A 22,801-nucleotide genomic window follows, 5' to 3' on the forward strand; every position below is an offset into this window, starting at 1 on the left:
GATTACTCGGCCAATTGTCGACGATTGTGCAGGATCGAGGACACCAGCGCCATGCCGATGAAGGCCGACCCAAGCAGCCCCGTCACCAGTTCGGGAATGTGCCACAGGGTCTGGGCGAACATGATCACCGACAGGACGAGGATCGAATAGAAGGCGCCGTGCTCGAGATAGCGGAATTGCGCCAGCGTCTTGCGCTCGACCAGCATGATCGTCATGGAACGGACATACATTGCCCCGATCCCAAGGCCGATCGCGATCAGAAACAGGTTGTGGGTCAGCGCGAAAGCACCGATCACGCCATCGAAGCTGAACGAGGCATCCAGCACTTCGAGATACAGAAACGCCCCCAGACCGCCCTGGGCCGCAGCCGATGCCATGCGTTGACGGGAATCGAGCACATGGCCCAGAACCTCGACCGCCAGGAACGTCAGCAATCCGCAGATCGCGGCGAACAGGAACCGCGCCTGTTCATGCGGCGGCATGACCATGGCAAACAGTGCCACCGTGCCAAGGACAAAGGCAATTTCCAGCCCGCGGATGCTTGCACACTGGCGCAGACGACATTCCAGGCTGCGGATCCAGTCCACTTCCTTGCCTTCGTCGATGAAGTAGTTCAGCGCCACCATCATCAGGAACGTTCCACCGAACGCGGCGATCGAGTGATGTGCCCCGGCAATGATGCGCGCATATTCATCGGGGTGCATGGCGGCAAGACGGATGGCCTCGACAGGACCGATCCTTGCCGCAATCACGACGATCAGCAAGGGAAAGACGATCCGCATTCCGAAGACGGCGATCAGAATACCCCAGGTCAGAAAGCGGCGCTGCCACAGCGGTGACATCTGTTTCAGCTTGTTGGCATTCACGATCGCGTTGTCAAAGGACAGCGAGATTTCCAGCACCGACAGGACCGCCGCGATGACCAGGAAGCTCAACGCACCGGTCAGGCCATGGCCATATCCCCAGCCCAGCCAGAAGGCGGCGGCAAGTCCGCCCAGCGTAACGGCAAAAGCCCAACGGAAATAGTGCATCGCGGTGGATGTCATGTGCTGTGCGCCTTCCTGGCCATCCTGCATACCCCGGTGATTGCTGCGCAGATAGGTGCGATGACCGGCAGCCACAAGGGCCCACCCTTGGCCATCGGTTTGAACGAAACTGTCGCCGTTGTCTCGCCGCAACACCGCGTTAGGACATCGACAACGTTCCGGCGGCAAAATTCCCCACCGGTGCCGCATTCGTGCCGCGTTTGCTGGCAAGGATGTCTTCATGGTGCAAAGGAGTCAGTGATGCAGTTTCTCAGCCAGATCTCGTTCGACGAAATCGTCGCCAGCCTTCTGGCATGCCTCATCCTGCGTGAGGTGATGATCCTCGCGCTGCCTGACCGGATTGCCGGCCCCGGCGGCTGGCTGATCGACACGGGCGAGGAAGAAGCCTGATTCCGAGGGACGAAACGTCCCGCCCGCCTGCACGCATCTGGTCAAGCGCGGCCGAATATGGTTGTTGCTAGCGCAAAGCCACATGGAACGCGCGCAAAGAATGACCAATTCCGACAGGCCCATTTCCCATTCCGATCCGTCAGATCCCCGGCAGTTCCGGGAGGCACTGGCACATTACGCGACCGGTGTGACCGTGGTCACCGCGGTGGGAAGAACCGGTCCGGTCGGGATAACGGCCAACAGCTTTACCTCGGTATCCCTGAATCCACCGCTTGTTCTGTGGTGCCCTGCCCGCGCCTCGGCCCGGTTCGAGACATTTGCCAAGGCCGATTTCTACGCGATCCATGTCCTCGCGGCCGATCAGCTGGACCTGTGCAAGCGATTTTCCCGCTCTGGCACGGATTTCTCGGGGCTTGATATCCAGACCACCCCCGAGGGCATGCCGATCTTGCCGAATTGTCTGGCGCGCTTCGATTGCCAGGCCCATGCCTGTCACGACGGAGGAGACCACGCGATCCTCGTCGGGCGGGTCTTGCGCGCGACAACCCGCGACGGCGATCCTTTGCTGTTCTGGGGCGGGCGCTATGGCGACTTCATGCATCACGACTAGATTCACGCCGCGTTCATGCCTATCTTCGCCTCGCAAGCCCAAAGCCATGATGGATGTTCACGTGCCGGCAACAGCGACACAACTTGCGCAGGCCAAGCTTGACGAAGACACCGTCGCGCGTATGGCCCAAAGCGCGGACAACGCCGCCGCGTTCCTCAAGGCACTTGCCCATGAAGGCCGGCTGATGATGCTGTGCCATCTGTCGACGGGCGAAAAATCCGTGACGGAGCTCGAGCAATTGCTGGGCGCGCGGCAGGCCGCCGTCAGTCAGCAGCTTGCACGCCTGCGTCACGAAGGGCTGGTGAAGGCCAGGCGCGACGGCAAGGCAATCTACTATTCCCTGTCGGACCCCAAGACGACGCGGCTGATTGCGCTGCTCTATGACCTGTTCTGCCGCGACGTCTGAGACCAAAGCCTGACCCGACCGCCATGCCCAGACAGGTACACGGTCTCATCGTGACCCTGGTCGTGCGTATTTGGAAACCGGAATTTTCTGCTTGTCTGGTGCCCCCAGAGTGGGGCGGAATTCTTAATTCAGACAACGCGATAGGCCGTCCCGCGCGGAATTTCTGCGACAATCCGCCTGGACGATGCTTTCGCTTCCATCCCTGAGAGACTGGGGATAACCTCGCGGCGAATTCGCTCCAGAGTAGACCACCATGATGCATTATCCCGATATCCGGAAGCCGACCGACAGCACACCCATGGCAGGCATCTTCCTTGGCGCAGCGGTGGCCTTCCTGGTTCTCTGCGCCGCCTTCTGGCCATTCGTCGCCGATGACGCCTTCATCGTGGGCCGGTATGCGCTGAATGCCGCGAACGGTCACGGCCTGGTCTACAACATCGGGGAGCGGGTCTCGGCGTTGACCTCGCCGCTTCACGCCCTGATCGAGTCAGCCGTTGCCATTTTCACCAGCGACCCCGTGCATGTCTATCGCCTTGCCGCGCCGCTGGTCGTACTGGCGGGGTGGCTGGTCGCCATTCGGCACACCGGCCTACGCGGGCATGCGCTTTGGACGTTCACGCTTCTTTCGCTGTTTTCGCCCTTCCTGATCCTGTGGACGGTCGGCGGGCTCGAAACGCCCCTGCTGACCTGCCTTGCCACGATCTTTGTGGCCCGTCTGACAGTCATCGTGCGTCGGGGGCGTGCCTTTGACGCCGATTTCCTCTGGCTTGGGGCGCTCGCGGCGGCGATGTTCCTGACGCGCCACGACAGCGCGGTCGTCACCGCCCCGATCCTTCTGGCGATCACGTTTGCGGAATACCGTCGCCCGTCGCTCTGGCGCGCGGCGATCCTGGCCGCTGTCATCGCCGGGTCGTGGTTGGCCTTCGCCGCCATCTATTACGGAGACATCTTCCCGACGTCCTTCTACCTGAAGCTGGCGCTTGGCGGACGCGCCCCGATCGACAGCATCTCGGCGCTCGTGAACTTTGTCGCGCTTTCCGGCCTGCTGGTCGCGGCCCTGGCCGTTCGGCTGCCGCGAATTGCCGAACGGCCTGCCATCTCGCGCGCCATCCTGCGCGGGGGCGCCGTCGCGACGATCCTCTTCCTGGTCTATGCAAGCCGGGCGTCGGGGCAGCACATGATGTTTGGCTATCGCCTTTTCGTTCCATGGCTGATGCCGGCTGCGCTGGTTCTGTCGCAGGCGATCGCGCGGCCGCGGGCCGCCATGACCACGGTCTTTGCGATCTGGCAGATCGTGATGCTGGGCGTGGTGTACTTCATCGGCGTCAATCCGGCCCCGCTTCGGGCCCTGCCCGGGCTGAACCATGCCTTTGCAGAATATGAGTACATCCGCCCTCGTATGTTTCTCGAATGGAGCGAGATGCTGAAACACCAAGCTGCGGATATCACGCAGCATTGGGAAGATCTAAACCGCACAGAAACTCCAAAAATCTATCTCAGATCAGGCGGCATGGGCTATTGGCTGCCCGATTTCTACGTCTTTGAGACGCTCGTATCCTACCGACACGATTGCGGCGAGCCTGCTCGCGCGATGATCCGTGCATCGCATTACGCGCAACAGCTGGGTTTCAGCATGACAGGGACCATGGTCGAGCAGATCGCGCGTGAACGTGCCGACATTCCCGACGACGCACCGCTGCTGTTCGCCACGACGATCGAATGGATGGGGCGGCCTGAAGTCACAGGCTACCTGTTCGGGCCAGAACCTGTGGAAATCTCCCTTGGAGATACCGTGAACGCGAAATGCGTCCTGAACGACGCGGCCCGTCAGATCGCGGAAACAGAGTAGAACGCCCCAGGCGCCTGCATATTGTCATGCACCGCCGCAATCCACGCATCCGGCACGATGTCATGGCGCAGCCAAGCGTATTGGTAATAGGCTTCGCCGACCTGTCCAAGGGAATGGCCATTCAGCCGGAACTTCGCCGATGCTGTATTTGGCCGCACTGCCGTCGCGGAATCGAACCCGGTCACGGTGCCGTTGACGAATAGTTTGCGGCCATTCGTCCCGTCATGCCATCCAGCGATCGCGAATTTCTCGTATCCCGCTGGATTAACCGCAGGGGACGTGTAGAGCCATCCATCGCTGCTGTTCCACATGCCCAACTTGTCGGGACCTTCGTCGTAGATCAGGTGCTCCATATTTGAGGAGGCCCCACCGTCATAGGACAAGAAAGCCTGTTGCAGATCGCCCGCGGGATGCTGCCACCACACCTCCGCACCCATCGACCATTGTGCCGCCGGGGCAAGTTCGGCCCAGAAGGTGGCGTAGTGCAGCCGCGCCCAGTCATGGCGGGCCGGGTCGATCATCAGCCGTTCGGCGTCACCGTCACCGTCCATGATCCAGAGATAGGTGCCGTCCCACGCCACGCCTTCGTTGGTGCCAGTCGTCGGGCGGTTGTAAACGGGCGTCGTGTTCACGGTCCCGTCGGTCCAGACTTCATACAGCGGATTGCCGGACTGATCGCACGACAGGATGAACCGATCCCCGATCCAGGTTATCCCTTGCGCGTTTATCTGCGCGGCGGACAGGGTGACAGCGCCATGATAGGTGCCGTTCAGATCGTATTTGTGCAGCCTTTGGCCGGTCTCGTAGTTGCAGCCGTAAAGACGCGCCTGTCCCGGCACATAGGTGATCCCCGAAATCTGCTCGCCTGCCAGTCCTGACAGGTTGTAGGTGCGCTTGAGCGCCAGCGTCGCCACGTCGAAAACCGCAAGGTATTCCTGGTACGGACTCTGCGCCGGGTAGTTGTTCACCGGCACCCACAATTCGTCCCCGATGATCGTGCCGTCGCACAGATGGTCCACCGTGCTTCCGGTTGCGGTCCGCACCGCCCCGCACGGGTCGGCATTGCTGGCCACGACAGTCGTCAGGTTCGGCCAGACATGGCGGCGCAGATAGTTGGTGTCGATGGTGATGATATTCCCAGCCCCATCCACCGCGATCCCCTGGTGCGGGTTGCCGGGAAACTCGTGATACAGGTCGCGCTTCCATGCGTGCCATGACGGCGTGGTGCCACCCTGCGTGTAGGTCTTCCCGGTTCGGTTCACGGTCTGCGGGAAAACCCAGACCACTTCGTAATCCGCCCAGACGGCATTGCGCCCGATGGGATCGGTCACGGCGGGCGCGGTATTGGCAGGATCGGTGATGGCAAGAAAGATCGTCGTGGCCTGGGACGCGCCAAGCGTCGGCACGCGCACGAAGGCACGGCCACGCTGGAGCGACGGATAGAACGCCGTCACGTCCAGCGGCAGGGGTGTCGTCATGGCCTGATCGGCAAAGGCCCGCAGGTTCCCGCCATCGGACCGCAGGTTCGGGCTTGACCAGAACGACGCCGGGAACGTGCCGAAATCCAGCATCAGGGGATAGCCGGACAGGTCCGATCCCACCGTTCCCGCGGGGACTGTTACCGAAAACAGCGAGGCAGAAACCGGCGGCTGCGTCTGTTTGCGACGCTTCAAGACGGCAGAAGGGATATTGAGCATCATGTCATGCCTCTCCCTTCAACGTGATCCACAGCCCGGCGATCGCGGTGTCTGCCGTGCTTGGCGCGACAAAATCCAGCTTGCTGCCAGACGCAACCGTAACCGGCTGCCCTGCTGTCGTGGCGAATGTCGCGGCCCCGGCAGTCGAAATCGTCACGGTTCCGATCTCCGTCCCGTCATCACGGACGGACAGCACGAAAGCCTGTGACGGCGGCGTGGCGACGAATGCCACCGATCCGGCGAAGTTCGCCGGGAACAGAATGTCGCGCACGACAGGGATCGCATCGATCAGCTCGGACGCATCGGGTGCGTCGAAAAATCCCGTGCGAATGTCGTACCCCTGCACGCCGCCTGTCTGCCCGGGCACCCAGACCAGGTTCGTCGCGTCCCACACGATGGTGTCGCCATCCGCCAGCCCCGACAGATCCACGTCCGCAAGGTCCCCGACCGACGGGGTCGCCGCGTTCCACGCAGCGCCGTCGTAGACGATCGTCACGCCCTCGTCCTCGACCCATGCACGCCAGCCAGTGCGCGGCGGCAGCCGCATCCACGCGCCGTCCACCCAATATGCGATCGATCCGTCCCAGCCCGCCCAGGCACCGGTCGCCCCGGGCGCCACGAGGTAGCGCGCGCCATCCGCCGGGCTCGCTGGCGGGGCCGTCAGATCGCGATCCACGACCGACAGCTGCACGATCCCGTCAAGCAACCGCAGCGCGTCGTTGTGGGTGACGTGTTTCTGCGCCTGCGCGGCCTGCAGATAGGGCAAAAGCAGATTGACCGTGTTACTCATTACAGCACCTCTAGATCACGATTGTGGCGGCCAGCGGATACCCGCGACCGACGGCATTCGACAATTGATAGATCCGCACGTCCAGCGTATCCCCGCGCGCCAGGGCCGCGCCGAAATCCGCCACCTGCTGGGCCTGCGTGTAGACGACACTCGCCGTCGTCGCGGTCAAAACCCGCTTCACAGCAGCACCCTGCAGGATCTCGACCTCGTAGGCCTCGGGCGTATCCAGCAGAGGAACCTCGACGCTGTTCCAGCTGTCAGCGGCCAGTGCCCGCGATCTCCTGATCCAGCTGATCGTCAGATCGCCCTGGCTGTGAGGCGCGCGCCAGACCTGCACGGGATGGACGGGCGAGAACGGCCGCAGCCCGACGCCGCCCGGCGTGAACGAAAATTCGTCATAGGCGTCCGACGATACCGGCTCGCTGGCCGGACCGATCCGCCAGTTCCACGGAATGCCGATATCCGTCTCGGCGATCGGCACGGGCACCACGGCCTCGTCCAGCAGGACCGCCACCGCGCCCGCGGGCGTCGGATTGCCCATCGCATGTTCCGTCCCGCGCTGCCCGCGCAGGAGCCGGGCCAGGCGATACTGGTTTGTCCCGATCAGCGTTGCCTCGCCGAACTGCACGACCTCCCAGACGCCGTCCGCGCTCTGGATCGCAAGCGCGTTCGCCCCGCCGAGGACCGACAGGTCCGTCGCGCTGGTCAACTGGCCCTCCTCGAGTGTCAGCACGATCTCGTTGGCGAGATCCCAGCGCGATGTCGGGCCGGCAGGCAGGGACTGGTCCAGGTATCCGATCACGGCGGGCGCGTCGATCGTCGTGACCAGCTCCCAGCCGTCGGTGGATGCGCTGCGATAGAGAGCGAGCGAACCGGGCCACGGTCGCGCCCAGCCGAACACCAACGGGCGGTGGGCGGCGTAATCCTCGCTCAGCTGCGGCATATCCATGATCGCGGCGATCGGCGGCCGTGCCACCGGCAGGCTCTGCACCCGCGCCTCGCGGGCCTCGCCTGGCGGACGATCATAGACCCAACGGTCGTGCCGCACGAGCTCAAGCGCGCGGTCCTCGCCGTCGGCCGTCGACACCACGCGCCAGGGCAGGACGCGGCCGTCATGTTCGATCTCGATCACGTCGGCAGGGTCGACAGCCAGCCGCGACGGCGGCAGGCGCAGGGTGGCGGTCTCCCGGCCGATCCACGTCTCGGCCAGCGCGCGGCGCACGCGCTTCTCGGCCTCCTCTGGCGGCACGGCGACCGGATGCGTCTCCGTCGTGACCCGCGCGGAATCGACCGTGATCCGCCGCGCCTCGACGACGGCGTAATCGTAATCCTCGTCGGCGCGCGCCAGCTGCCACTGGATCGCCTGCGGCAGCTCTGTCTCCTGCGCCCGCGTGAACTCGATCACGTCGCCCTCGCCAGGCTCGACCAGGTCGTCATGGCCTAGCCTGGCCACAGGCTCGCGCCCGCGCATGACGAAGCGGATCACGCCGCCGGTTTCCACCGCGTCGAACCCGAAATGCCGCGCAAGCGTCTCGATCGACGCCCGCGGACTTTCCAGCGCGGAAATCACGTAGCCGTCTACCGCGCCCCACAGGCCGGAAACGTCCACGCGATCGGCAGGCAGGCCCGCGCGCAGGCACAGATGGCGCACCAGCGCGGGCAGCGAGGCCGCGCCCAGGCGCCCCGTCAGCCAAGGACCCAGCCGCCACCGGTCCGCATCCGCCCAGCGATCCTCGAGCGTCGGAAACCACGGATAGGGACGCACGTCCCACCGCGCTACAACGGTTTCGTCCGTGTCGATCATCCGCCCGCCATAGACGGAGGATGTCGGATTGTGCGCCGGGTCGCTCCAGTATCCCAGGACAGCGTCCAGGTAGGCGCGCTGGATCTGGTCGTCGCGCCAGCCGCGCGAGTACCGCGGCAACGGCATCGATGTCGGCGACACGTGCAGGTCAGGCTCGTTCGATCCCCGGTCCACGGCCGGGCAGGACACCTCCGTGAAGCGGATCGGCTTCGACTCCGGCACCCATGCCGTCGGCGTTCCGCTCTCGACACCGCCCGGACGCGCATGGTGCGGGTTCGACCACCAGTTCACGATGTCCTTCTGCCGGAACACCCAGGGCTTCCCGCCGGGATCGGTGATCGGGGTGCGGATCTGCGCATCGCGGTCGGCCTGGCTCGCGTAATACCAGTCAAAGCCCTCGCCGCCATCGATGTTCGCCTGCAGATAGGCCCGGTCGTAGATCGACGGCCAGCCAGCCTGCGCATCCGCGTGCTCGAACCCGTCGCGCCAATCCGACAGCGGCGCGCGCCAGTTGATACCAACGAAGTCGATATTCGCATCGGCCCACAACGGGTCCAGCGGAAACAGGACGTCGCCGCTGCCATCGGTCGGCACGTAAGCGCCGTATTCGTTCCAGTCGGCCGCATAGCCGATCTTGACAGACGGGCCCAGGATCGAACGGACGTCGGCCGCAAGCTGGATCAGCTGCTGCACCGCCGGATGCGCGCCCGTGTCGTCGCGCACGATCGTCAGCCCGCGCATTCCGGATCCGATCAGGAACGTGTCCACGCCGCCCGCCGCCGCGCAGAGATGCGCGTAGTGCAGGATGAAGCGCCTGTACCCCCAATCACTTGACGGGCCGGCATAGGTGACCGCCGATCCCGACCGCGTGAAATCCGATGGCTGGGCCGCGCCGAAAAACGTCGCGATCTGGCTGCCCGCGTTGGACGTCTTGTCCGCCGTGTTCGGATACCCGGGCGCCTGGCTGACGGTGATCAGGCGCGCATCGGGATATGGCGGCTGCGTGCCGTAGAACGTGTCATTCGCGGTCGAATATGGCGTCGGGCGGAACGCCGGAACATCCATCAGCAGCTTGGGCGCCAGCGTGACACGCAGCCCGCGCGACTGCAGGTCCGCGATCGCATCGATCACGGATGCGTCGTTCGGCGTTCCGCCATAGGCTGGCAGGCCGTCAATCTGGCTCACGATCCGCGCGTTCCAGCGATGCAGGCCATCCACGCGCCACTCGCGGCTCGTGATGATCTCGTCGTCCGACACGGCCGGCTTGATCTTGGTGTTCCAGCACCGCAGGTCGTCTGCAATCCACGCCACTGGCAGCGTGACTGCCTGCAACCCTTCGGCAGCCGCCTCCAGCGCGTCCATGCTGGTGACGTAGTCGGCCACGGTGCCGCCAGCAGAGACATTCACATAGTTCTTTTTCTTCTTGGCCTCCTGAATCTTTTTTACAGCCTGGATAAACCCTAACGCCGTGTAGGCAGACTGCATCTGATCCCCGAACGGATCGTTCCGTGCCCTCAGCAGATCCGCGAGGGCCAGAAATTCTACTTCCGATCCTGAACCTAATATCCTGTTGAGCCTTGAAAGAAGGCCACCGCTGACGTAGGGCTTGGCGTCTACAGGCTTCGGATCATAGGCGAACTCCCCGTGCCCGGGACCGATCGTCACGGACGGGGCGCCCAGATCGCCATCAACACCGGCAAACACCTCGAAGGTCAGCTGAGGAATGCGGTTGCCGTAATCCGTGAGATTGAGCTCCTCGAACACCACGTAGGCCGTGCCGCGATAGGCCGGGGCATTCCCAGCCCCCATCTTCGCCTCGATGAACGGATCCGGCAGCTGAGCCTCGTCGCCCGGATACCAGCGCAGCGTGACCTTGGATGTGTCGAGCAGCTCGCCATCCGCCCAGATGCGGCCGATGCCCCTGATCGGACCATCGCACAGCGCGACGGCGAAAGACGCGTAATAGGTATAGGTCGTTGTCTTGACCTTCGGGCCGCCACCCTTGCCGCCAGATTTCTTGGTCTTCTTTTCCTCGCGGAAGTCGGTCGCCCAGATCACGTTGCCGCCGATCCGCATACGTCCGTAGACCCGCGGGATCACCGCGCCCTCGGTCGACGACGTGAGGCGGAGGCTATCGAGCCGCGCGCCCTCGATTCGCTGCGCCGGGGCAAGAGACGACAGAATCATGCTGTCGACGACCGAGCCGATGGCCGATCCGATCATGCCGCCGATTGCAGCGCCGGAAAGGCCGAGGATCGTCCCGCCGAACGCGGCGCCGATCGCGCTGCCAGCGGCCCCCAGAATGAGCGTCCCCATCAGTGCACCTCACCGGCTGGAAGCAGGAACTGCGCCGCCACGCGCCGCGCCCAGGCGCGCGTGAACGGCTCTTCGATGACGCCCGTCCGCTCGTAGGCATGCACGAACGTGCCGTCGCGTGTGAGAACACCAAGGTGCTTGGCCACGGCGCCGGGAACCATACGGAACACCAGGACACATCCCGGCTGCGGCTTGGCGACCTCGATCATCCGCGCGCGGCACTCGCGCAGGACATATTCCCTGCGCCCCACCTCGCCCCAATCGGCGCTGTAGGGTGGCAGCCCAGCGGGCTCTGGCCCCACGACCTCCCGCCACACGCCACGCACCAGCCCAAGGCAATCACACCCGACGCCGCGCAGCGATGCCTGGTCGTGATAGGGCGTGCCCAGCCATGCCCTGGCGGCCGAGATCACGCGATCAGGATCGGCGCCGACCATCACAGCACCTCCCCGGTATTCGACCCGCTCTGCTTGCCAAAGCGCAGGACCGTATCCTGCCCCGGAATATGCGGGAACCCACGGAAATTCAGCGCGTTGTTGAAGCGCGCGGCGCAGGTCTCAAGCCGTTTGTCGCACCCCGCGCGCAGGATGAACAAATGCCCGTTCGCAATCGGCCTCACCGGCGCCTCCGCCAGCGTCACGTCGACGACAGCATAGAAGGCTACCTGGAACGCGCGAACGCGCAGAATTTCTGCGCGGCGACCGGCATTCGGACCCGTCGTCCACTCGATGGTGCCCAGGTCGTAGAGACCTGAATTCGCCTTGTCGACATATCCAAGCGGCGCCTCACAACGAAACACGCGATCGTCGATCCTGGCCGTGACGCCGTAGGTGTACTGATCAAGCCTGTAGGCCGGATCATCCAGATCGACCCCGCAGCGCGCATCGCCCAGGGTTGCGTCACAGCCATACTGGAAGGTCCGCCCGACCGTCTGGTTCAGGACATGGGCCAGAGAGCGCATCTCGGCCACGAAGGCGACCCTACCGCGCCGGATCTGCCCGATATTCCCGCGCCGCAGCAGCGCCCGCTGCGACGTGTCGGCCCAGTTCACGCGCCAGACCTCGACGGCCGCGTTGTCCCAGCGCCCGTCCAGGATGTCGGTTTCGGTGATCCGGTCCGAGCTCAGCACGCCTTGCGCGTCCTGCGCGTCCACCGCCAGATCGGCACCGCCGCGCAGCTCCGAGGCCGTGAACCCGCTTTCCGGCTCGAAACTCGTTCCGTCAAAACTCAGCGTCCGGTCGTGGTCGGTAAAGCCGAACACCTGCCCGTCCGACCGCGTGATGCGCCAGCACCAGGCCAGCGTCGTCGTGCCGTCGTCCAGATGCGCCTGCAGCGCGGGATCCAGCGCTTTCATCGACACACCCCCGTCATCCGATCGTCAAGGTCCGCGATCCAGACCGCCCACGGGCGCGGCACCTCAGCCACCGACGCAGCAGACGGTCGCGCCAGACGTGCCTCGGCATACGCCGCACAGCCCGCATCACCACCGCCCGTCGTTGCGGCGCAGCCGCTCAGCAGGATCGCCAGCGGCGCGGCCATCGCGCACAGCTTCGCGCCCGCGCTCCAGCCGCTTACTCGCATTCGCCTGACCATCTCGCTCTGCCTCCCGTCTCCCCGCGCGGCGGCCGGCCAGATGACCGGCCAGCGCTCCAACGATCACACCGATCACCGCCGCGATCGCGGCGAGTATCTCAGTCACGCCCACCCCCCTGATCGATCAGCCGCCCGATCAGCCCGCCGATCGCCACGGCCGAGACGATCCAGGGCATCCATGCCTCGGGGACGTAGGATTTCAGGTCGGGCGGCAGGCTGACCCACACCGCGGGCAGCACTGCCAGCGCCGCGAAGGCCTGCGCCGAATACCAGCGCCATGCCTTTCGCCAATCCTTGACCATCCTCATCACGCCCTCCCGACCAGTCGGCCAAGCAGCTGCACCAGCGCCACCAGCCAGCCGGGCGCATCGCCCGTGGGCGGCTCCTGCCGCTGATCCTGGCGCAGCAGCGCCAGCGCCTCGGCCTCGCCCAGCAGCTGGTAGGGCGCGCTCCAGTCGATCCGGCCAGCATCATCCACCCGCCAGACCGGGATCGGCCCGCGTGGGTATTCGCCGCGCAAGAAAAGGTCACGCTCGGCGCGGCGGCGCGGGATCACGGATTCGGGCTTGGACCAGTTCATCAGCGCGAACGCGGCTTCGCGCCGGTGCCCGCCGTTGAGCAGCTTCGTGGCGGTCGCCCGCGCAATCCCGCCGGTGTTGTAATGGAACGAGACCAGCGCATCGAACTCGTGCTGCGAGAGCGGCACGGTCACGGCGCGGCGCACTTCGTCCTCGTATCGCTCGACATCGGCGCGGAACAGGCGCAGCGCCCGGCCGATCTCGGCCATCACGTCGCGCGGCATGCCGCGCGGCATCTTCGCGGGGTCCGGCGCGCCTGCCTCCGCCGTGTGGCCGACGCCATAGGTCCAGACTCCCCTCACGTCCCGATACGGCCCCGGCACGATCCCCTCGTGGCGCACCAGCGCCAGCAGCCCCTTTTCGCTCATCCTCATCATTTCCCGCTCCTTCCCTCGATCCGCGCCAGCGTCTCGGACACCCGGTGCAGCGTCTGGATCGCGTCATTGGCCAGGGGCAGCAGCGCCTCGATCCCCTTGCGCGCGGCCTCCAATTCCTCGTGGACACGCGACGTCTCGTTGCGGATACCTTTCAGCTCCGCGTTCGTGATCCGCCATTCCTTCAGGTTCTCGGCCAGCTGATCGACCTGGCGTCCGGCCAGTTCCTCGACGCGCGATCGACGCTGCAGCCACTCGATCAGGGGCTGGCGATAGATGATCAGGCCGATCAGGATCAGCCCGTAGACCACGAGCGGTTCGCGCAGCAGGTTAACGTCGACCGGCATCCCACACCCCCCTGACCAGCGCGGCCACGTCGACCGCCGTGTTGACCCACACGACGACAGACACGGCAGCAACGAACGAATAGACGGCCCACGCACTTGCCGCGGCGTAGAGTGCGTGCCACGCCAGGAACAGCGCCACGCCGGTCAGGCCACCGACGCCAACCAGCCGCACGACCGGCGACCAGCGCCAGCGGCCGTTGATCCGGCACCCGATTGCCAGCACCAAGCTCGACAGGATCACGGCGATCCCCGTCGCGCGCGACTGCTGGTAATCCAGCCCGGCCCAGCCCAGCCCCGGCGAGCCCGGCCACAGCGCCACAACCGCGCCCCAGTAGAGCGCCGCAAGCCCCAGGAATATCTCGCCCGCGCGCGGGTGCTGCGTGATCCCCAGCCTCATCGCCGCACCTCCACCAGCGGGATCGACGGGATCGACCCCAGCCGCTCGATATCCAGCGTCAGGTCCAGCGTGTCCGTATCGAACCGCACCGGCACGTCGAACTCGAACCCGGCGGTGATCACGGCGCCAGACGCGGGCGCAGAGGTGAACGTCACGACACCGGTCGTCGTGTCGACCGACCAGCCGGATGCCGTGGCTCCGTCCACGGCCACCGTTACCGTGCCCGCGACCGGCTTGGTGATCACCCGCGTCCATGTGCGGCTGCCGGACGTGTACCGCTTGACCAGCTGGAACGCCTTGGTCGACCCGTCGCCCGTGCCGATCTGCTGGTCGGTGGCCGCTGGCGTCTGCGACGGCAGGCAGGACTTGTAATCGGCCCAGTCCTTGAACCGGAACCCGTACAGCCGCCCGTTCCGCGCCTCGAAGAAGGCCACCACCGCCGCCAGGTCATCCGCATGCCGGATGCCGTAGGACACGTCATAGCGCCGGCGGCTGTTCGCCCAGCTGGCGTTGCGCTCCTCGTCGCCCGAAGCCAGCTCCACGACCTGCGTGCGCCGCTCGGGCCCGCCGCGCGCGCCGCGGCTGATCGCGTCGGGGAAACGTACCTCGTCGAACGCCATCACATCCCCCTCCGCCCGATCGAGATCGCCCGGCTGATGTCCGCCGCGATCTGCGTGCGCGACTTGCGGAAGCTCTCGGCATCCCGCGCATTGATCGTGATGTTCACCGCAGGCTGACCGCCGCTCCCCATCTGGGCCACCTCGCGGCGGCTCAGCACCCGCTCGCCGCGCTGCAGGATCGCGGGCACCTCGTCAGGCCTCAGCCCCGCCCAGCCGCCGCTGTGCATGCGCGGCGCGCTCAGGAACACGCGCGGGTCCACCCGCCGCGTGGCGGGAACGGAACCGACGACGCCGCCGGAATGATGGACGGCTGCCCCGCCGCCAATCCATCCCGTCAGGGACGAGATGAAACCGCCCAGAAGCCCTGATCCACCGCCCTGCGTCGCGAACATGCCCTCGTTGAACAGCAATGCCTCGAACGCGGCCCTCTGGATCACGCGGATCAGGTTCGAGAATGCGTCCTCAAGGCTGGTGACATCGCTCAGGGCGTCCAGAACGCCGGATTTGAGGCTCTCGGCGAACTGATCGGCCCCGCGCGAGGCTCCGTCCAGGCCCTGCTTCACGCGCTCCAGGACGTCCGCTGCAACGTCCTTGCTGACGATCCCCTGACGAACGGCGTCGTTCACGATGCGCTCGGCCTCCGCGTATCGCTGCTGCGCCGCATAGGCGTCGTCCACGCTGGCGCGAAGACGCTCGAACGCATCGCGGGTCTTGTCCGTATCCCGGATCGTCGCTGCCGATGCGGAACGAGACACGGACCTGCCGACAGAACGCCCGCCACGGTTCGACGAAACCAGCGCCTGCTGGTTCCGCGCCGCCTCCTCTGCCGCAGCCACCGTCTCGGCAAGCCGCTGGTCGATCTGCGACCGCAGGATCGGATCGAATCCGGAATAGTCGCCAACGCGCGACTTGAACCGCTGTTCGGCCAATGCCCCTGCAAGCTTGACCGGATCGTCCTTGAATTGCACGCGCAGCTGGCTCTCTCGCGCCGCATCCGACGCCGCGGCAGCGGCATTTGCAGCCGCATTCCAGGCGCGCTCCATCTCGCCGGCCAGCGCCGAGGCCTGCGCGGCAGCAGCCGCGATGCCGCCCGCAATGTCCTCGGTCGCCAGCCCGCGCGCAGCGTCCCATGCCTCCATCAGTGACTGCTTCAGCTCGTCGCTGATCTGCATTTCCTCGACACGCGCGGCGAAGGCGGCCCGCGCCTGCTCCACGCGCAGTCTCTCGACCTGGACGCTGTCCTCGCCGTAGAGCTTGATCGCGGCGCGGATCTGCGCCTCGTCGTTCAGGGTGGCCAGCATCGCCTCTGCGTCCTGGCGCGCCTTCTCGGCCGAGCGCGAGTGCCCTTCCATGGCGGCGTTGACCCGAACCACCTCGATGGCCATCTCGCGCGCGGCCCGGGCTGCTTCGCGCGTCGTCTCCGGCAGATCGCGCGTGCGCTCCAGAACCCTGTCGAAGGCCTCGTTGACCCGACCGACGGCATCGGCGATCTGATCCGGCCCCTGGGCACCGGCAAGGTCATCAAGCGCGGCGGCGAGATCGCGTGCCTCCTGTTCCGTCAGGCCGAAATCCTCGCGCAGGTTGGACAGGATGCGCCGACGGACGAACGCCTGGTCGTCCGGGTGCTCCCCAAGCGTCAGCGCGTTGTCGAGCACCTGCAGCTGGCGGACATAACCGGTGATGTCTTCCAGCTCTGTGCGCATCGCCTGCGCCGCGCCGACAATGTTGTTCGTGGCGTCCAGCATCGCCAGATCCGCCATTGCGGAATAGAGCTCGCGGACCTGAGCGGCCGAGTCTCCGAAATCGATCCGGAGTTCCGACAACGGGGCAACCGACAGTTCGCGCAGCTTCTCCATCTCGCGGATTGTGTCGCGCAGACCGTCCAGCTCCTCGGCCAGAGACTTTGCTTCTTCCCTGCTCGACGTGAACCACTGCACAAGGGCCGCGCCAGCAGCGATCGACCCAAGCGTGATCAGGTTCATCGGCGACAGCATGGACATGAGCGCCTGCCCAAGGGCACGCACCGCACCAGCTGCTCCCATCGGGCCGAGAACCTGCGTGATCTGGGTGCCCTGCTGGATGGCCAGCATGAGCGGGCTTTGCCCGGCCGCGAGCATCTGCCCGATGTCGTTGAACTGGGCCGTCAGGTTCGCCACGGACCCCGCGGCCAGCTGCATATTCTCCTTGGTCTGCTTGCCCCCTTCGGCGGCCTTCTTGCCGGACGCACGGGCCTTCTCGCCCATCCGCTCGACGGACTTCGCGGTTTCGTCGATTTCCTTGCGTGCCGCGCCAGTCTCCGCGTCGACGCGCAGTCCTACTCGCAGGTCAGCCATCGGCACCTCCCGCCAGCCCAAGCGCCGACGCTGCGGTGTCGATGCCGTCGAGATCACCGACGCTTTCCGAGCCGCCGATCACGCGGCGCAGGTCGTCCTGGGAACCCCAGACCGCCATCCGCACGGTGATCAGCGTCTTGCGCTCGGTCATCTCATCAAGCTCCACATGCGCGTCGACCAGGGCCCGCACTGCCGCGAGCGTCAGGCCGAGGATTTCGTCGAGGCTGTGCCCGTTCCGGACGAGGTAGGCGAAGACCCCTGCCCAGCTGTCACTTCCGCCACCGTCCGCATCGCCTCCGCCACCGCCGGGGCGAGGCGTTGGGCGAAAAAATCCGAGTTCACCCGCAACACGACCGACAGCAGGCGCACGAGGTCGTCGGGGTGACGATCCTCGAGGAAGCCGCGTTCGACGTCGGTAGCGGCGATCACGAGGTCGATGACGTGTTCGGACATCCGCAGCGCGACGGCCGCCGCGTCCTGCCCTGAATTGATCGCCTCGATGATCGGCGCGACGGCCCGCCCGAAAGCGGGCAGCTGACGCACCCGGATCGGCTCGACGGCGATCTCTCGGTCGCCGATCGTCACGACTTCGCGCGGCGGAACGAAGGCGTCGAGATCGCTCATGCCGTCACCACCGTCAGCTCGTCATCGCCAGACTGCGGCAACAGCGTCAGCTCGGTGCCCAGCAGCACCGTGCCCTCGTAATCGACCACGGACGGGGTGCGGCGCTGGACCGCGGGCGCGAACAGGCGCACGATGTTGCCCGCCTGCGATCCGTGCTGGAAGCCCAGCGAGGTCAGCACGATGTTGCGGATGTCTGTCAGCCACGCGACCTCGTCGCCCGCGGCCAGCTCGACGGACAGGTTTCCCTGAACCGCGCGATCCGTGATCTCCGCCCGCTCGGAGCCGAGCAGAAGGATGTGGTTGACCGTCGTGTTCAGGTCGATGCGGAATTCCCGCATGTTCACGGCCGTCCCGCCGCTCAGCGTTCCGCTGGCCGGAACATAGCTCGAGCCGATCAACAGGCTGGAATTTGCCGCCGGCCGCACCGTGTTCGGCGTCTGCCATCCGGCATAGGACCCGGACGCGCTGGCGGCGACGGATCCACCGTCGAGGCCGGTGAACTCGAAGCGCACGATCGGCCGGGAATAGGCGTCGAGCGTCCAGGTCGCCGTGCCGCGCGCGCCAAGCGCGAGATGGGTCACGCCGTCGACCACGTAGCGCAGGGCGAGGCTTTCGAACCCGTCCGAGATCGGCGTGTATTCGACATGCGATCCCGTGACCACGGTCTCGGCAAAGCCGCAGGCGCGCAAGAGCTTCCCCCACGCCGGCGGGGCGTCGGCCGTGCCGCTGCCGGCAACCTCGACGTCGAAGGCGATCTCGACGCGACGCGCGCGGATAAGGCTTTCGCTCGCCCCAAGCGTCGGGCGCAGGAGATCGCGCGACACCTCGTCCTGGACAAGGTTGACGGACGGGTTGGAGATCAGGATCGCATCCGAGCCGCCCCATCCGCCCGGGTCGGTTCCGTACGCGGTTTCCAGCTTGGCCTGGATGACGGTCTTGCGCGTCAGACGGCTCATTTCGTGCCCTCCTTATCGGCCTTCGCGGCCGGTTTCAGCTTTCCGGTTTTCGGGTCCCTGACCCATGCGCCGCCACGCGTCGGGCGCTCGATCTTGCTGCTCATGGAGACCTCCATTCATCCTCGACCGCGAAATCGAGGGCGTAGATGACGATGCCCGACCGGATCGACACGAGGTCGCCGCGAACGAGCGTCATGGTGCCGCGCGCGGACGCGGCGATGGACGGCGGCTCGTACCCAGCCAAAGCCGACATCACGCCAGCGATCAGCGCCTCGAGGTCGGGCCGGTCCGCGGCTCCCTGACCGTCATACGCGCGCATCGCGATGACCACGGACACCTGCCGACTGATCGTCTGGCGGTATGCACCGACGATCCCCTGCTCCTGCTGGCCGACGATCGCGCCCGGCAGGACCCAGCAATAGGGTGACGCCGCCAGCCTGACCTCTCGCCCCATCAGCAGGCCGAGATCGAAGGCAGTGCCAACCCGTCCGGCGAGCGACGGGACCAGCGCCTCGAGACGGGCAACGACGTCCGACACGATGCTCATGTCACGTCTCCCAGCCAATCGGTGATGGCGTCGACGATTTCGGACCGCGCCTCCGCGGACACGCCCAGGAACGGACGCGCCGGGATGTCGCCCCATGGGATCGGCGCGCCGCGCGATGTGCGGCCGAACGCCCCCTTCCGCGCCCCGAACTGGTGCGTGGCGGCATATTCGACACGCGACCCGACGACGACGCTGCGGGGGCCATCGACGTCGCGCGTGATGCTCTGGCGCAGGACGCCGGTGTCCTGCAGGATGCGATGCGCCGTGCCACGCCGCCTGGCGACGGTGACGGGGCTCAGCGGCCGCCACGCCGCCCCTTCGGGCGATGCCTGATCGGAGAAGGCCTCCATCGAAGCCTCGCGCAGGGCCTCGCCGATCTCCGCCATCACCGGGCGCATGTCGTCCAGCCTGTCCGACAGCTTGTGCAGACCGGAGATGACGTCATCATCGTCGACGGTAATCGTGATCATCTCGGCCACCTCGGAAGCATCGGCGCCAGGGCGCTGTCGGTGAAGGCGCGCTCGGGCCCGAAGGCCCGAAGGCTGGGAGACGACACGGACGCGCCGTTGCCGTCGATCAGCTCGATCTTGCCAGCGGCCGCATCGCGCAGCGTGGCGATCGCATCGCGGTAGGCGACGTAGTACGGATGCTCCGGATCGACGTCGCGGCGCGCGAGGTTGTAACGGGCGATGACCGCCACGATCTGCTTGAGCATCTCGGGCACCGGGGTCGGCAGAGGGCCGGAAAGCGCGGGGCCGAGACGCGCGATCGCCTCGGCCTCCGCATCCGCGATAGCGGCATTGATCACACCGCTGTCCTCGCCCCCATCCGCGTCGCGGTCCGCAAGGCGCGCGATCTCGTCGACACCGAAGCGGCTTTCGAGATCGGTCTTGTCGATGATCGCCACCTGGGCCCCCTGCTCACTTGCCGCTCGGCTTCGCCTTCTCCGGCTTGGCCTTGTCGCCAGCTTCCTTCACTTCCACGGCGCGGCCGTCACTCACGAGCGCCTTGGCCTTGGCGTCCGGCAGATCGATCACGCAGCCAGCGTTGATGATCTGCGTTCCGGACTGCAGCGGCTGGATCAGCTTCACTTGCATGGCGTCCTCCATCAGTTCGAGCTGAACAGCCGGACCAGGACGGCCGGGCGCTTGCAGATGGGCAGGCTGTTGGACTGGCTGTGCAGCTCGTAGCCGCGCTCGAACTCGACGGGCCGGACTTTCGCGTAGAAGGGCTGCCCAATCGTGTTGACCGCCTCGTTGAAGTCGGCCGGCGCGTAGTAGGTCGAGAAGGTGTCCATCGTGCCCTCGGGGAAGGCGTGGCCTTCACCGGCGGCGATGAAGTTCTGGCCGCCGATATTGGCCCGGTATTCCTCGAAGGTGACGCCGCCGAAGGTGAAACCGCGCCGGGTATCACCGGACGCCAGAACCGAGGCGTTCTGCCAGTTGACGAAGAACTTCTCGACGTTGGCGTGGGCCACGAGACGGCGCCAGAAGTCGGGGCTGACCAGCGCGCGCACGCCGGTCATGGCGTCGTCTCCGAGGTTGTCGGCGATCTGATCGACGACCTGCTCGCACTTGGCCCGGATGTCGGACGTCGCCGTTCCGAGCTCGAAGTCGACCGAGACGGGCGTGACGTTGAACTCGCTGAACAGGTTGACGATTGTCGAACCGGAGGCGTTTGCGACAATGCCCTTCAGCGCGCCCATGCGGCGCCATTCCAGCGTGATGTCGTGCTTGGCGCGCATCCGCTGCAGGCGCCGGGCGATGACGCCCTGTGCGGTTTCCAGCGCGCTGTCCGATCCGAAGGCGCGGATGTCCTGGATGTCGTCGGGCAGCACCTTGTCGTTGTGCACCGTCTGCGGGATGTGCAGGGCGCGGACCAGGCGCGCCTCGGGCGCGGCGACGGTGCCGTTGCCGCCCCATTCGTGGGCGTCGAGCACCGCAAGCGTTCCCGCGCGCTCCTCGATGCGGATTTCGCGCGTGCGCACACCCTCGTCGGTGAACAGGCCCATCTGGTTGATGCGCCCCCACTGGACGGGGAACTTGTTGATCGCGGCCGTGAGAGTGGCGGCGTCGAAAGCGTCGGTAAGCATGTGATATCCTCCGTCAGGCGGTCTTGCGTGCCAGGATGCCGCTCGCGGCAAGGCTCGCGATGGCGGCGTCCTTCTGTGCCTGGGTCGGCGATCCCGCCCAGACGAGGTTGTCGGAATCGACGACGATGGCGTGGCGGGCCACGATGACGGACTGCACGTCTCCGTTCGTCGCGTCGGCATTGGCCGCCATGACCCCGATCGCGGTCTCGGAGCCGTCGGTGGCTGCCGGGTCCCACGCCTTGATCTTGCCGCTGGCCGTGATGCGGCCGACCACGGTTCCGGCGGTCAGGTTCTGTCCTGCGACGACGGTCACATCGTCGCGCGAATAGCCCATGGGCGCTTCGTACTTCACGAAGTCGCTGGCGGTCTGCTTGAGAATGGTCGGCATGTCAGTTCACCCGATTGCGTGTTGAAAGGGCCTCGACCGCCTGGAACAGGCGGGCGGACGGTTCGATGTTGCTGCCGCTCGTGGCGCGGTCGATCGCGGACGAACGGAACAGCTTCGGGTCCACGGGGGGCTTCGCCCCGGCCTCGGACAGGGCAGACAGGGCAGCATCGAAGGCCTTGTCGCTCATCTCGACCCATGGGCCGATGTCATCGGGCACCTCGCGTCCATGCGCGGCAAATGCCGCGCTGAGGCGCTGCTTTCGAACCTCGGCGCGCATCTCGGCGATCTGTGCCTCAAGCTCGGTGACCCGCGCGGTCGCGGCCGCAAGCTCGGCCTCAAGGCGGGCGCGCTCGGGATCCTCCTGCGGCTCCGGGTCTGACTTCGGAGGCTCGATATCCGCGCACATCATCACCTCGCGAACGCCGGCGAACTGGTCGGCGGGGACCGCGACGAACGAAACCTCGTGGATCTTCGGGTCGCGCAGTACAAAATCGACGCGCACGCGCCGACCGTTGACGTCCGTCTCTTCGGTCATCTCCTCGAAACGCGACCGAAACCCGATCGACATGCGCAGCGGGAAGCCCTCGGCCAGAAGCCCGGAGATCTGGCGCCCGGCTTCGGTCGTGCGGGACAGCTGGCCTTCGATCCGCAGCTCCTTGCCGCCATCCTCGGCATCGGCCACGAAGATGCGGCCCTTGCCTGCCAGGGCGTCGATCTCGTTGTCATGGTCCGTCAGGACCGGAATCTCGGCGTCGGTGACGCCAGCCAGGTCGACGACGAACGTCTGCCCGTACTGATCGACAGGGTTTCCCGAATAGGCAACGCCATGGAAGCGGACCGGGCCGTCCTCCTGGCTCTCGTGGCTGACCGCGAACGTCACGGTTGCCGTCCGCTGCTTTGTCTTGGTCATGGCGGTCTCCGATTGCACCATCTTCGGCGCGATCGTGCCACACATCGTCGAGCGAGTTGTGCGGACAGCGGTCCGACAACTTTATCAAGCTATATTAATGACTTAGATGTGTTTCGCCGGTGCGGCGGTACAGA

Annotated in this window: 27 protein-coding genes; 4 read left to right on the forward strand and 23 right to left on the reverse strand. The window is 66.0% G+C overall.

Going from position 1 to position 22,801, the window contains the following annotated elements; all coding sequences use genetic code 11:
• Window positions 1-2 precede the first annotated feature (2 nt).
• Entirely contained in the window at window positions 3-1,046 is a 1,044-nt protein-coding gene (locus LV82_RS12590) for a DUF475 domain-containing protein (protein WP_104072381.1), read from the reverse strand.
• A 240-nt stretch (window positions 1,047-1,286) separates the two neighbouring features.
• Between LV82_RS12590 and LV82_RS14950 the strand changes: the two genes are divergently transcribed.
• The 4 genes from LV82_RS14950 to LV82_RS12605 all read left to right on the forward strand — a co-directional run bounded on the left by LV82_RS14950 (window position 1,287) and on the right by LV82_RS12605 (window position 4,301).
• Window positions 1,287-1,436 (forward strand): hypothetical protein, encoded by a 150-nt coding sequence (locus tag LV82_RS14950; protein WP_170063427.1) that lies wholly within the window; start codon window positions 1,287-1,289, stop codon window positions 1,434-1,436.
• 100 nt (window positions 1,437-1,536) lie between these two features.
• The gene (ferA, locus tag LV82_RS12595; protein WP_104072383.1) at window positions 1,537-2,046 is read left to right on the forward strand and encodes a flavin reductase FerA; all 510 of its coding nucleotides are present in this window, start codon (window positions 1,537-1,539) and stop codon (window positions 2,044-2,046) included.
• Window positions 2,047-2,167: 121 nt separating this feature from the next.
• On the forward strand, window positions 2,168-2,452 hold the full coding sequence (locus LV82_RS12600) for an ArsR/SmtB family transcription factor (protein ID WP_104072385.1): 285 nt from the start codon (window positions 2,168-2,170) through the stop codon (window positions 2,450-2,452).
• A gap of 253 nt (window positions 2,453-2,705) precedes the next feature.
• Window positions 2,706-4,301 carry a glycosyltransferase family protein gene (locus LV82_RS12605; protein WP_104072229.1) on the forward strand — a complete coding sequence of 532 codons (1,596 nt, stop codon included), beginning with the start codon at window positions 2,706-2,708 and terminating at the stop codon, window positions 4,299-4,301.
• Here the strand turns inward: LV82_RS12605 and LV82_RS12610 are convergent.
• The 22 genes from LV82_RS12610 to LV82_RS12715 all read right to left on the reverse strand — a co-directional run bounded on the left by LV82_RS12610 (window position 4,280) and on the right by LV82_RS12715 (window position 22,667).
• Complete coding sequence (locus tag LV82_RS12610; RefSeq protein ID WP_104072231.1) at window positions 4,280-6,001, reverse strand: hypothetical protein; 1,722 nt, start codon at window positions 5,999-6,001, stop codon at window positions 4,280-4,282. The genes LV82_RS12605 and LV82_RS12610 overlap by 22 nt on opposite strands.
• 1 nt (window position 6,002) lies before the next feature.
• A complete protein-coding gene (locus LV82_RS12615; protein WP_104072233.1) occupies window positions 6,003-6,788 on the reverse strand; it encodes a DUF2793 domain-containing protein in 786 nt (261 codons plus the stop codon).
• Between the two features lie 10 nt (window positions 6,789-6,798).
• Window positions 6,799-10,908, reverse strand: a complete 4,110-nt coding sequence (locus LV82_RS12620; RefSeq protein ID WP_104072235.1) for a baseplate multidomain protein megatron — start codon at window positions 10,906-10,908, stop codon at window positions 6,799-6,801.
• Complete coding sequence (locus tag LV82_RS12625; protein WP_104072237.1) at window positions 10,908-11,345, reverse strand: NlpC/P60 family protein; 438 nt, start codon at window positions 11,343-11,345, stop codon at window positions 10,908-10,910. The genes LV82_RS12620 and LV82_RS12625 overlap by 1 nt, the downstream gene beginning before the upstream one ends.
• Window positions 11,345-12,262 carry a DUF2163 domain-containing protein gene (locus tag LV82_RS12630; protein WP_104072238.1) on the reverse strand — a complete coding sequence of 306 codons (918 nt, stop codon included), beginning with the start codon at window positions 12,260-12,262 and terminating at the stop codon, window positions 11,345-11,347. Before LV82_RS12630 ends, LV82_RS12625 begins: the two co-directional genes overlap by 1 nt.
• A gap of 126 nt (window positions 12,263-12,388) precedes the next feature.
• Window positions 12,389-12,607 carry a hypothetical protein gene (locus LV82_RS14800; RefSeq protein ID WP_146065165.1) on the reverse strand — a complete coding sequence of 73 codons (219 nt, stop codon included), beginning with the start codon at window positions 12,605-12,607 and terminating at the stop codon, window positions 12,389-12,391.
• Window positions 12,600-12,809 carry a DUF7940 domain-containing protein gene (locus LV82_RS12640; RefSeq protein WP_104072242.1) on the reverse strand — a complete coding sequence of 70 codons (210 nt, stop codon included), beginning with the start codon at window positions 12,807-12,809 and terminating at the stop codon, window positions 12,600-12,602. Before LV82_RS12640 ends, LV82_RS14800 begins: the two co-directional genes overlap by 8 nt.
• Complete coding sequence (locus LV82_RS12645; protein ID WP_245873163.1) at window positions 12,809-13,456, reverse strand: lysozyme; 648 nt, start codon at window positions 13,454-13,456, stop codon at window positions 12,809-12,811. The genes LV82_RS12640 and LV82_RS12645 overlap by 1 nt, the downstream gene beginning before the upstream one ends.
• Window positions 13,453-13,800 (reverse strand): hypothetical protein, encoded by a 348-nt coding sequence (locus LV82_RS12650; protein ID WP_104072245.1) that lies wholly within the window; start codon window positions 13,798-13,800, stop codon window positions 13,453-13,455. Before LV82_RS12650 ends, LV82_RS12645 begins: the two co-directional genes overlap by 4 nt.
• The gene (locus tag LV82_RS12655) at window positions 13,784-14,197 is read right to left on the reverse strand and encodes a hypothetical protein (protein ID WP_104072246.1); all 414 of its coding nucleotides are present in this window, start codon (window positions 14,195-14,197) and stop codon (window positions 13,784-13,786) included. The genes LV82_RS12650 and LV82_RS12655 overlap by 17 nt, the downstream gene beginning before the upstream one ends.
• Entirely contained in the window at window positions 14,194-14,817 is a 624-nt protein-coding gene (locus LV82_RS12660; protein WP_104072248.1) for a DUF2460 domain-containing protein, read from the reverse strand. Before LV82_RS12660 ends, LV82_RS12655 begins: the two co-directional genes overlap by 4 nt.
• Window positions 14,817-17,150, reverse strand: coding sequence for a phage tail length tape measure family protein (locus tag LV82_RS12665; RefSeq protein ID WP_104072250.1), 2,334 nt, complete (start codon window positions 17,148-17,150; stop codon window positions 14,817-14,819). Before LV82_RS12665 ends, LV82_RS12660 begins: the two co-directional genes overlap by 1 nt.
• A complete protein-coding gene (locus LV82_RS14955; protein WP_170063428.1) occupies window positions 17,143-17,301 on the reverse strand; it encodes a hypothetical protein in 159 nt (52 codons plus the stop codon). Before LV82_RS14955 ends, LV82_RS12665 begins: the two co-directional genes overlap by 8 nt.
• A 50-nt stretch (window positions 17,302-17,351) precedes the next feature.
• Window positions 17,352-17,774: a hypothetical protein gene (locus tag LV82_RS12675; protein WP_104072253.1), complete on the reverse strand. Its 423-nt coding sequence runs from the start codon at window positions 17,772-17,774 to the stop codon at window positions 17,352-17,354.
• Entirely contained in the window at window positions 17,771-18,730 is a 960-nt protein-coding gene (locus LV82_RS12680) for a phage tail tube protein (protein WP_104072255.1), read from the reverse strand. Before LV82_RS12680 ends, LV82_RS12675 begins: the two co-directional genes overlap by 4 nt.
• 100 nt (window positions 18,731-18,830) lie before the next feature.
• Window positions 18,831-19,277, reverse strand: coding sequence for a phage tail terminator protein (locus LV82_RS12685; RefSeq protein WP_104072257.1), 447 nt, complete (start codon window positions 19,275-19,277; stop codon window positions 18,831-18,833).
• Complete coding sequence (locus LV82_RS12690) at window positions 19,274-19,747, reverse strand: phage virion morphogenesis protein (RefSeq protein WP_146065166.1); 474 nt, start codon at window positions 19,745-19,747, stop codon at window positions 19,274-19,276. Before LV82_RS12690 ends, LV82_RS12685 begins: the two co-directional genes overlap by 4 nt.
• On the reverse strand, window positions 19,744-20,184 hold the full coding sequence (locus LV82_RS12695) for a phage protein Gp36 family protein (protein ID WP_170063429.1): 441 nt from the start codon (window positions 20,182-20,184) through the stop codon (window positions 19,744-19,746). Before LV82_RS12695 ends, LV82_RS12690 begins: the two co-directional genes overlap by 4 nt.
• 13 nt (window positions 20,185-20,197) lie before the next feature.
• On the reverse strand, window positions 20,198-20,374 hold the full coding sequence (locus tag LV82_RS14960) for a hypothetical protein (protein ID WP_170063430.1): 177 nt from the start codon (window positions 20,372-20,374) through the stop codon (window positions 20,198-20,200).
• Between the two features lie 11 nt (window positions 20,375-20,385).
• Complete coding sequence (locus LV82_RS12705; protein WP_104072265.1) at window positions 20,386-21,369, reverse strand: major capsid protein; 984 nt, start codon at window positions 21,367-21,369, stop codon at window positions 20,386-20,388.
• Window positions 21,370-21,382: 13 nt separating this feature from the next.
• Entirely contained in the window at window positions 21,383-21,757 is a 375-nt protein-coding gene (locus tag LV82_RS12710; RefSeq protein WP_104072267.1) for a head decoration protein, read from the reverse strand.
• Window position 21,758: 1 nt separating this feature from the next.
• Window positions 21,759-22,667 (reverse strand): HK97 family phage prohead protease, encoded by a 909-nt coding sequence (locus tag LV82_RS12715; protein ID WP_170063431.1) that lies wholly within the window; start codon window positions 22,665-22,667, stop codon window positions 21,759-21,761.
• Window positions 22,668-22,801 lie beyond the last annotated feature (134 nt).

It is taken from the genome of Albidovulum inexpectatum (genome assembly GCF_002927635.1).
In the GTDB taxonomy this organism is placed as follows: Bacteria; Pseudomonadota; Alphaproteobacteria; order Rhodobacterales; family Rhodobacteraceae; genus Albidovulum; species Albidovulum inexpectatum.

Excerpts from the sequence above, each read along its gene's own strand:
- LV82_RS12625 (WP_104072237.1), bottom strand. The coding sequence starts at position 11,345 with ATGGTCGGCGCCGATCCTGATCGCGTGATCTCGGCCGCCAGGGCATGG.
- LV82_RS12665 (WP_104072250.1), bottom strand. The coding sequence starts at position 17,150 with ATGGCTGACCTGCGAGTAGGACTGCGCGTCGACGCGGAGACTGGCGCG.
- LV82_RS12655 (WP_104072246.1), bottom strand. The coding sequence starts at position 14,197 with ATGAGGCTGGGGATCACGCAGCACCCGCGCGCGGGCGAGATATTCCTG.
- ferA (WP_104072383.1), top strand. The coding sequence starts at position 1,537 with ATGACCAATTCCGACAGGCCCATTTCCCATTCCGATCCGTCAGATCCC.
- LV82_RS12675 (WP_104072253.1), bottom strand. The coding sequence starts at position 17,774 with ATGAGCGATCTCGACGCCTTCGTTCCGCCGCGCGAAGTCGTGACGATC.
- LV82_RS12680 (WP_104072255.1), bottom strand. The coding sequence starts at position 18,730 with ATGAGCCGTCTGACGCGCAAGACCGTCATCCAGGCCAAGCTGGAAACC.
- LV82_RS14950 (WP_170063427.1), top strand. The coding sequence starts at position 1,287 with ATGCAGTTTCTCAGCCAGATCTCGTTCGACGAAATCGTCGCCAGCCTT.
- LV82_RS12600 (WP_104072385.1), top strand. The coding sequence starts at position 2,168 with ATGGCCCAAAGCGCGGACAACGCCGCCGCGTTCCTCAAGGCACTTGCC.
- LV82_RS12705 (WP_104072265.1), bottom strand. The coding sequence starts at position 21,369 with ATGCTTACCGACGCTTTCGACGCCGCCACTCTCACGGCCGCGATCAAC.
- LV82_RS14960 (WP_170063430.1), bottom strand. The coding sequence starts at position 20,374 with ATGCAAGTGAAGCTGATCCAGCCGCTGCAGTCCGGAACGCAGATCATC.
- LV82_RS12650 (WP_104072245.1), bottom strand. The coding sequence starts at position 13,800 with ATGCCGGTCGACGTTAACCTGCTGCGCGAACCGCTCGTGGTCTACGGG.
- LV82_RS12605 (WP_104072229.1), top strand. The coding sequence starts at position 2,706 with ATGATGCATTATCCCGATATCCGGAAGCCGACCGACAGCACACCCATG.
- LV82_RS12690 (WP_146065166.1), bottom strand. The coding sequence starts at position 19,747 with ATGATCACGATTACCGTCGACGATGATGACGTCATCTCCGGTCTGCAC.
- LV82_RS12630 (WP_104072238.1), bottom strand. The coding sequence starts at position 12,262 with ATGAAAGCGCTGGATCCCGCGCTGCAGGCGCATCTGGACGACGGCACG.
- LV82_RS12660 (WP_104072248.1), bottom strand. The coding sequence starts at position 14,817 with ATGGCGTTCGACGAGGTACGTTTCCCCGACGCGATCAGCCGCGGCGCG.
- LV82_RS12590 (WP_104072381.1), bottom strand. The coding sequence starts at position 1,046 with ATGACATCCACCGCGATGCACTATTTCCGTTGGGCTTTTGCCGTTACG.
- LV82_RS12615 (WP_104072233.1), bottom strand. The coding sequence starts at position 6,788 with ATGAGTAACACGGTCAATCTGCTTTTGCCCTATCTGCAGGCCGCGCAG.
- LV82_RS12610 (WP_104072231.1), bottom strand. The coding sequence starts at position 6,001 with ATGATGCTCAATATCCCTTCTGCCGTCTTGAAGCGTCGCAAACAGACG.
- LV82_RS12715 (WP_170063431.1), bottom strand. The coding sequence starts at position 22,667 with ATGACCAAGACAAAGCAGCGGACGGCAACCGTGACGTTCGCGGTCAGC.
- LV82_RS12710 (WP_104072267.1), bottom strand. The coding sequence starts at position 21,757 with ATGCCGACCATTCTCAAGCAGACCGCCAGCGACTTCGTGAAGTACGAA.
- LV82_RS12685 (WP_104072257.1), bottom strand. The coding sequence starts at position 19,277 with ATGAGCATCGTGTCGGACGTCGTTGCCCGTCTCGAGGCGCTGGTCCCG.
- LV82_RS12640 (WP_104072242.1), bottom strand. The coding sequence starts at position 12,809 with ATGAGGATGGTCAAGGATTGGCGAAAGGCATGGCGCTGGTATTCGGCG.
- LV82_RS14955 (WP_170063428.1), bottom strand. The coding sequence starts at position 17,301 with ATGACCGAGCGCAAGACGCTGATCACCGTGCGGATGGCGGTCTGGGGT.
- LV82_RS12645 (WP_245873163.1), bottom strand. The coding sequence starts at position 13,456 with ATGATGAGGATGAGCGAAAAGGGGCTGCTGGCGCTGGTGCGCCACGAG.
- LV82_RS12620 (WP_104072235.1), bottom strand. The coding sequence starts at position 10,908 with ATGGGGACGCTCATTCTGGGGGCCGCTGGCAGCGCGATCGGCGCCGCG.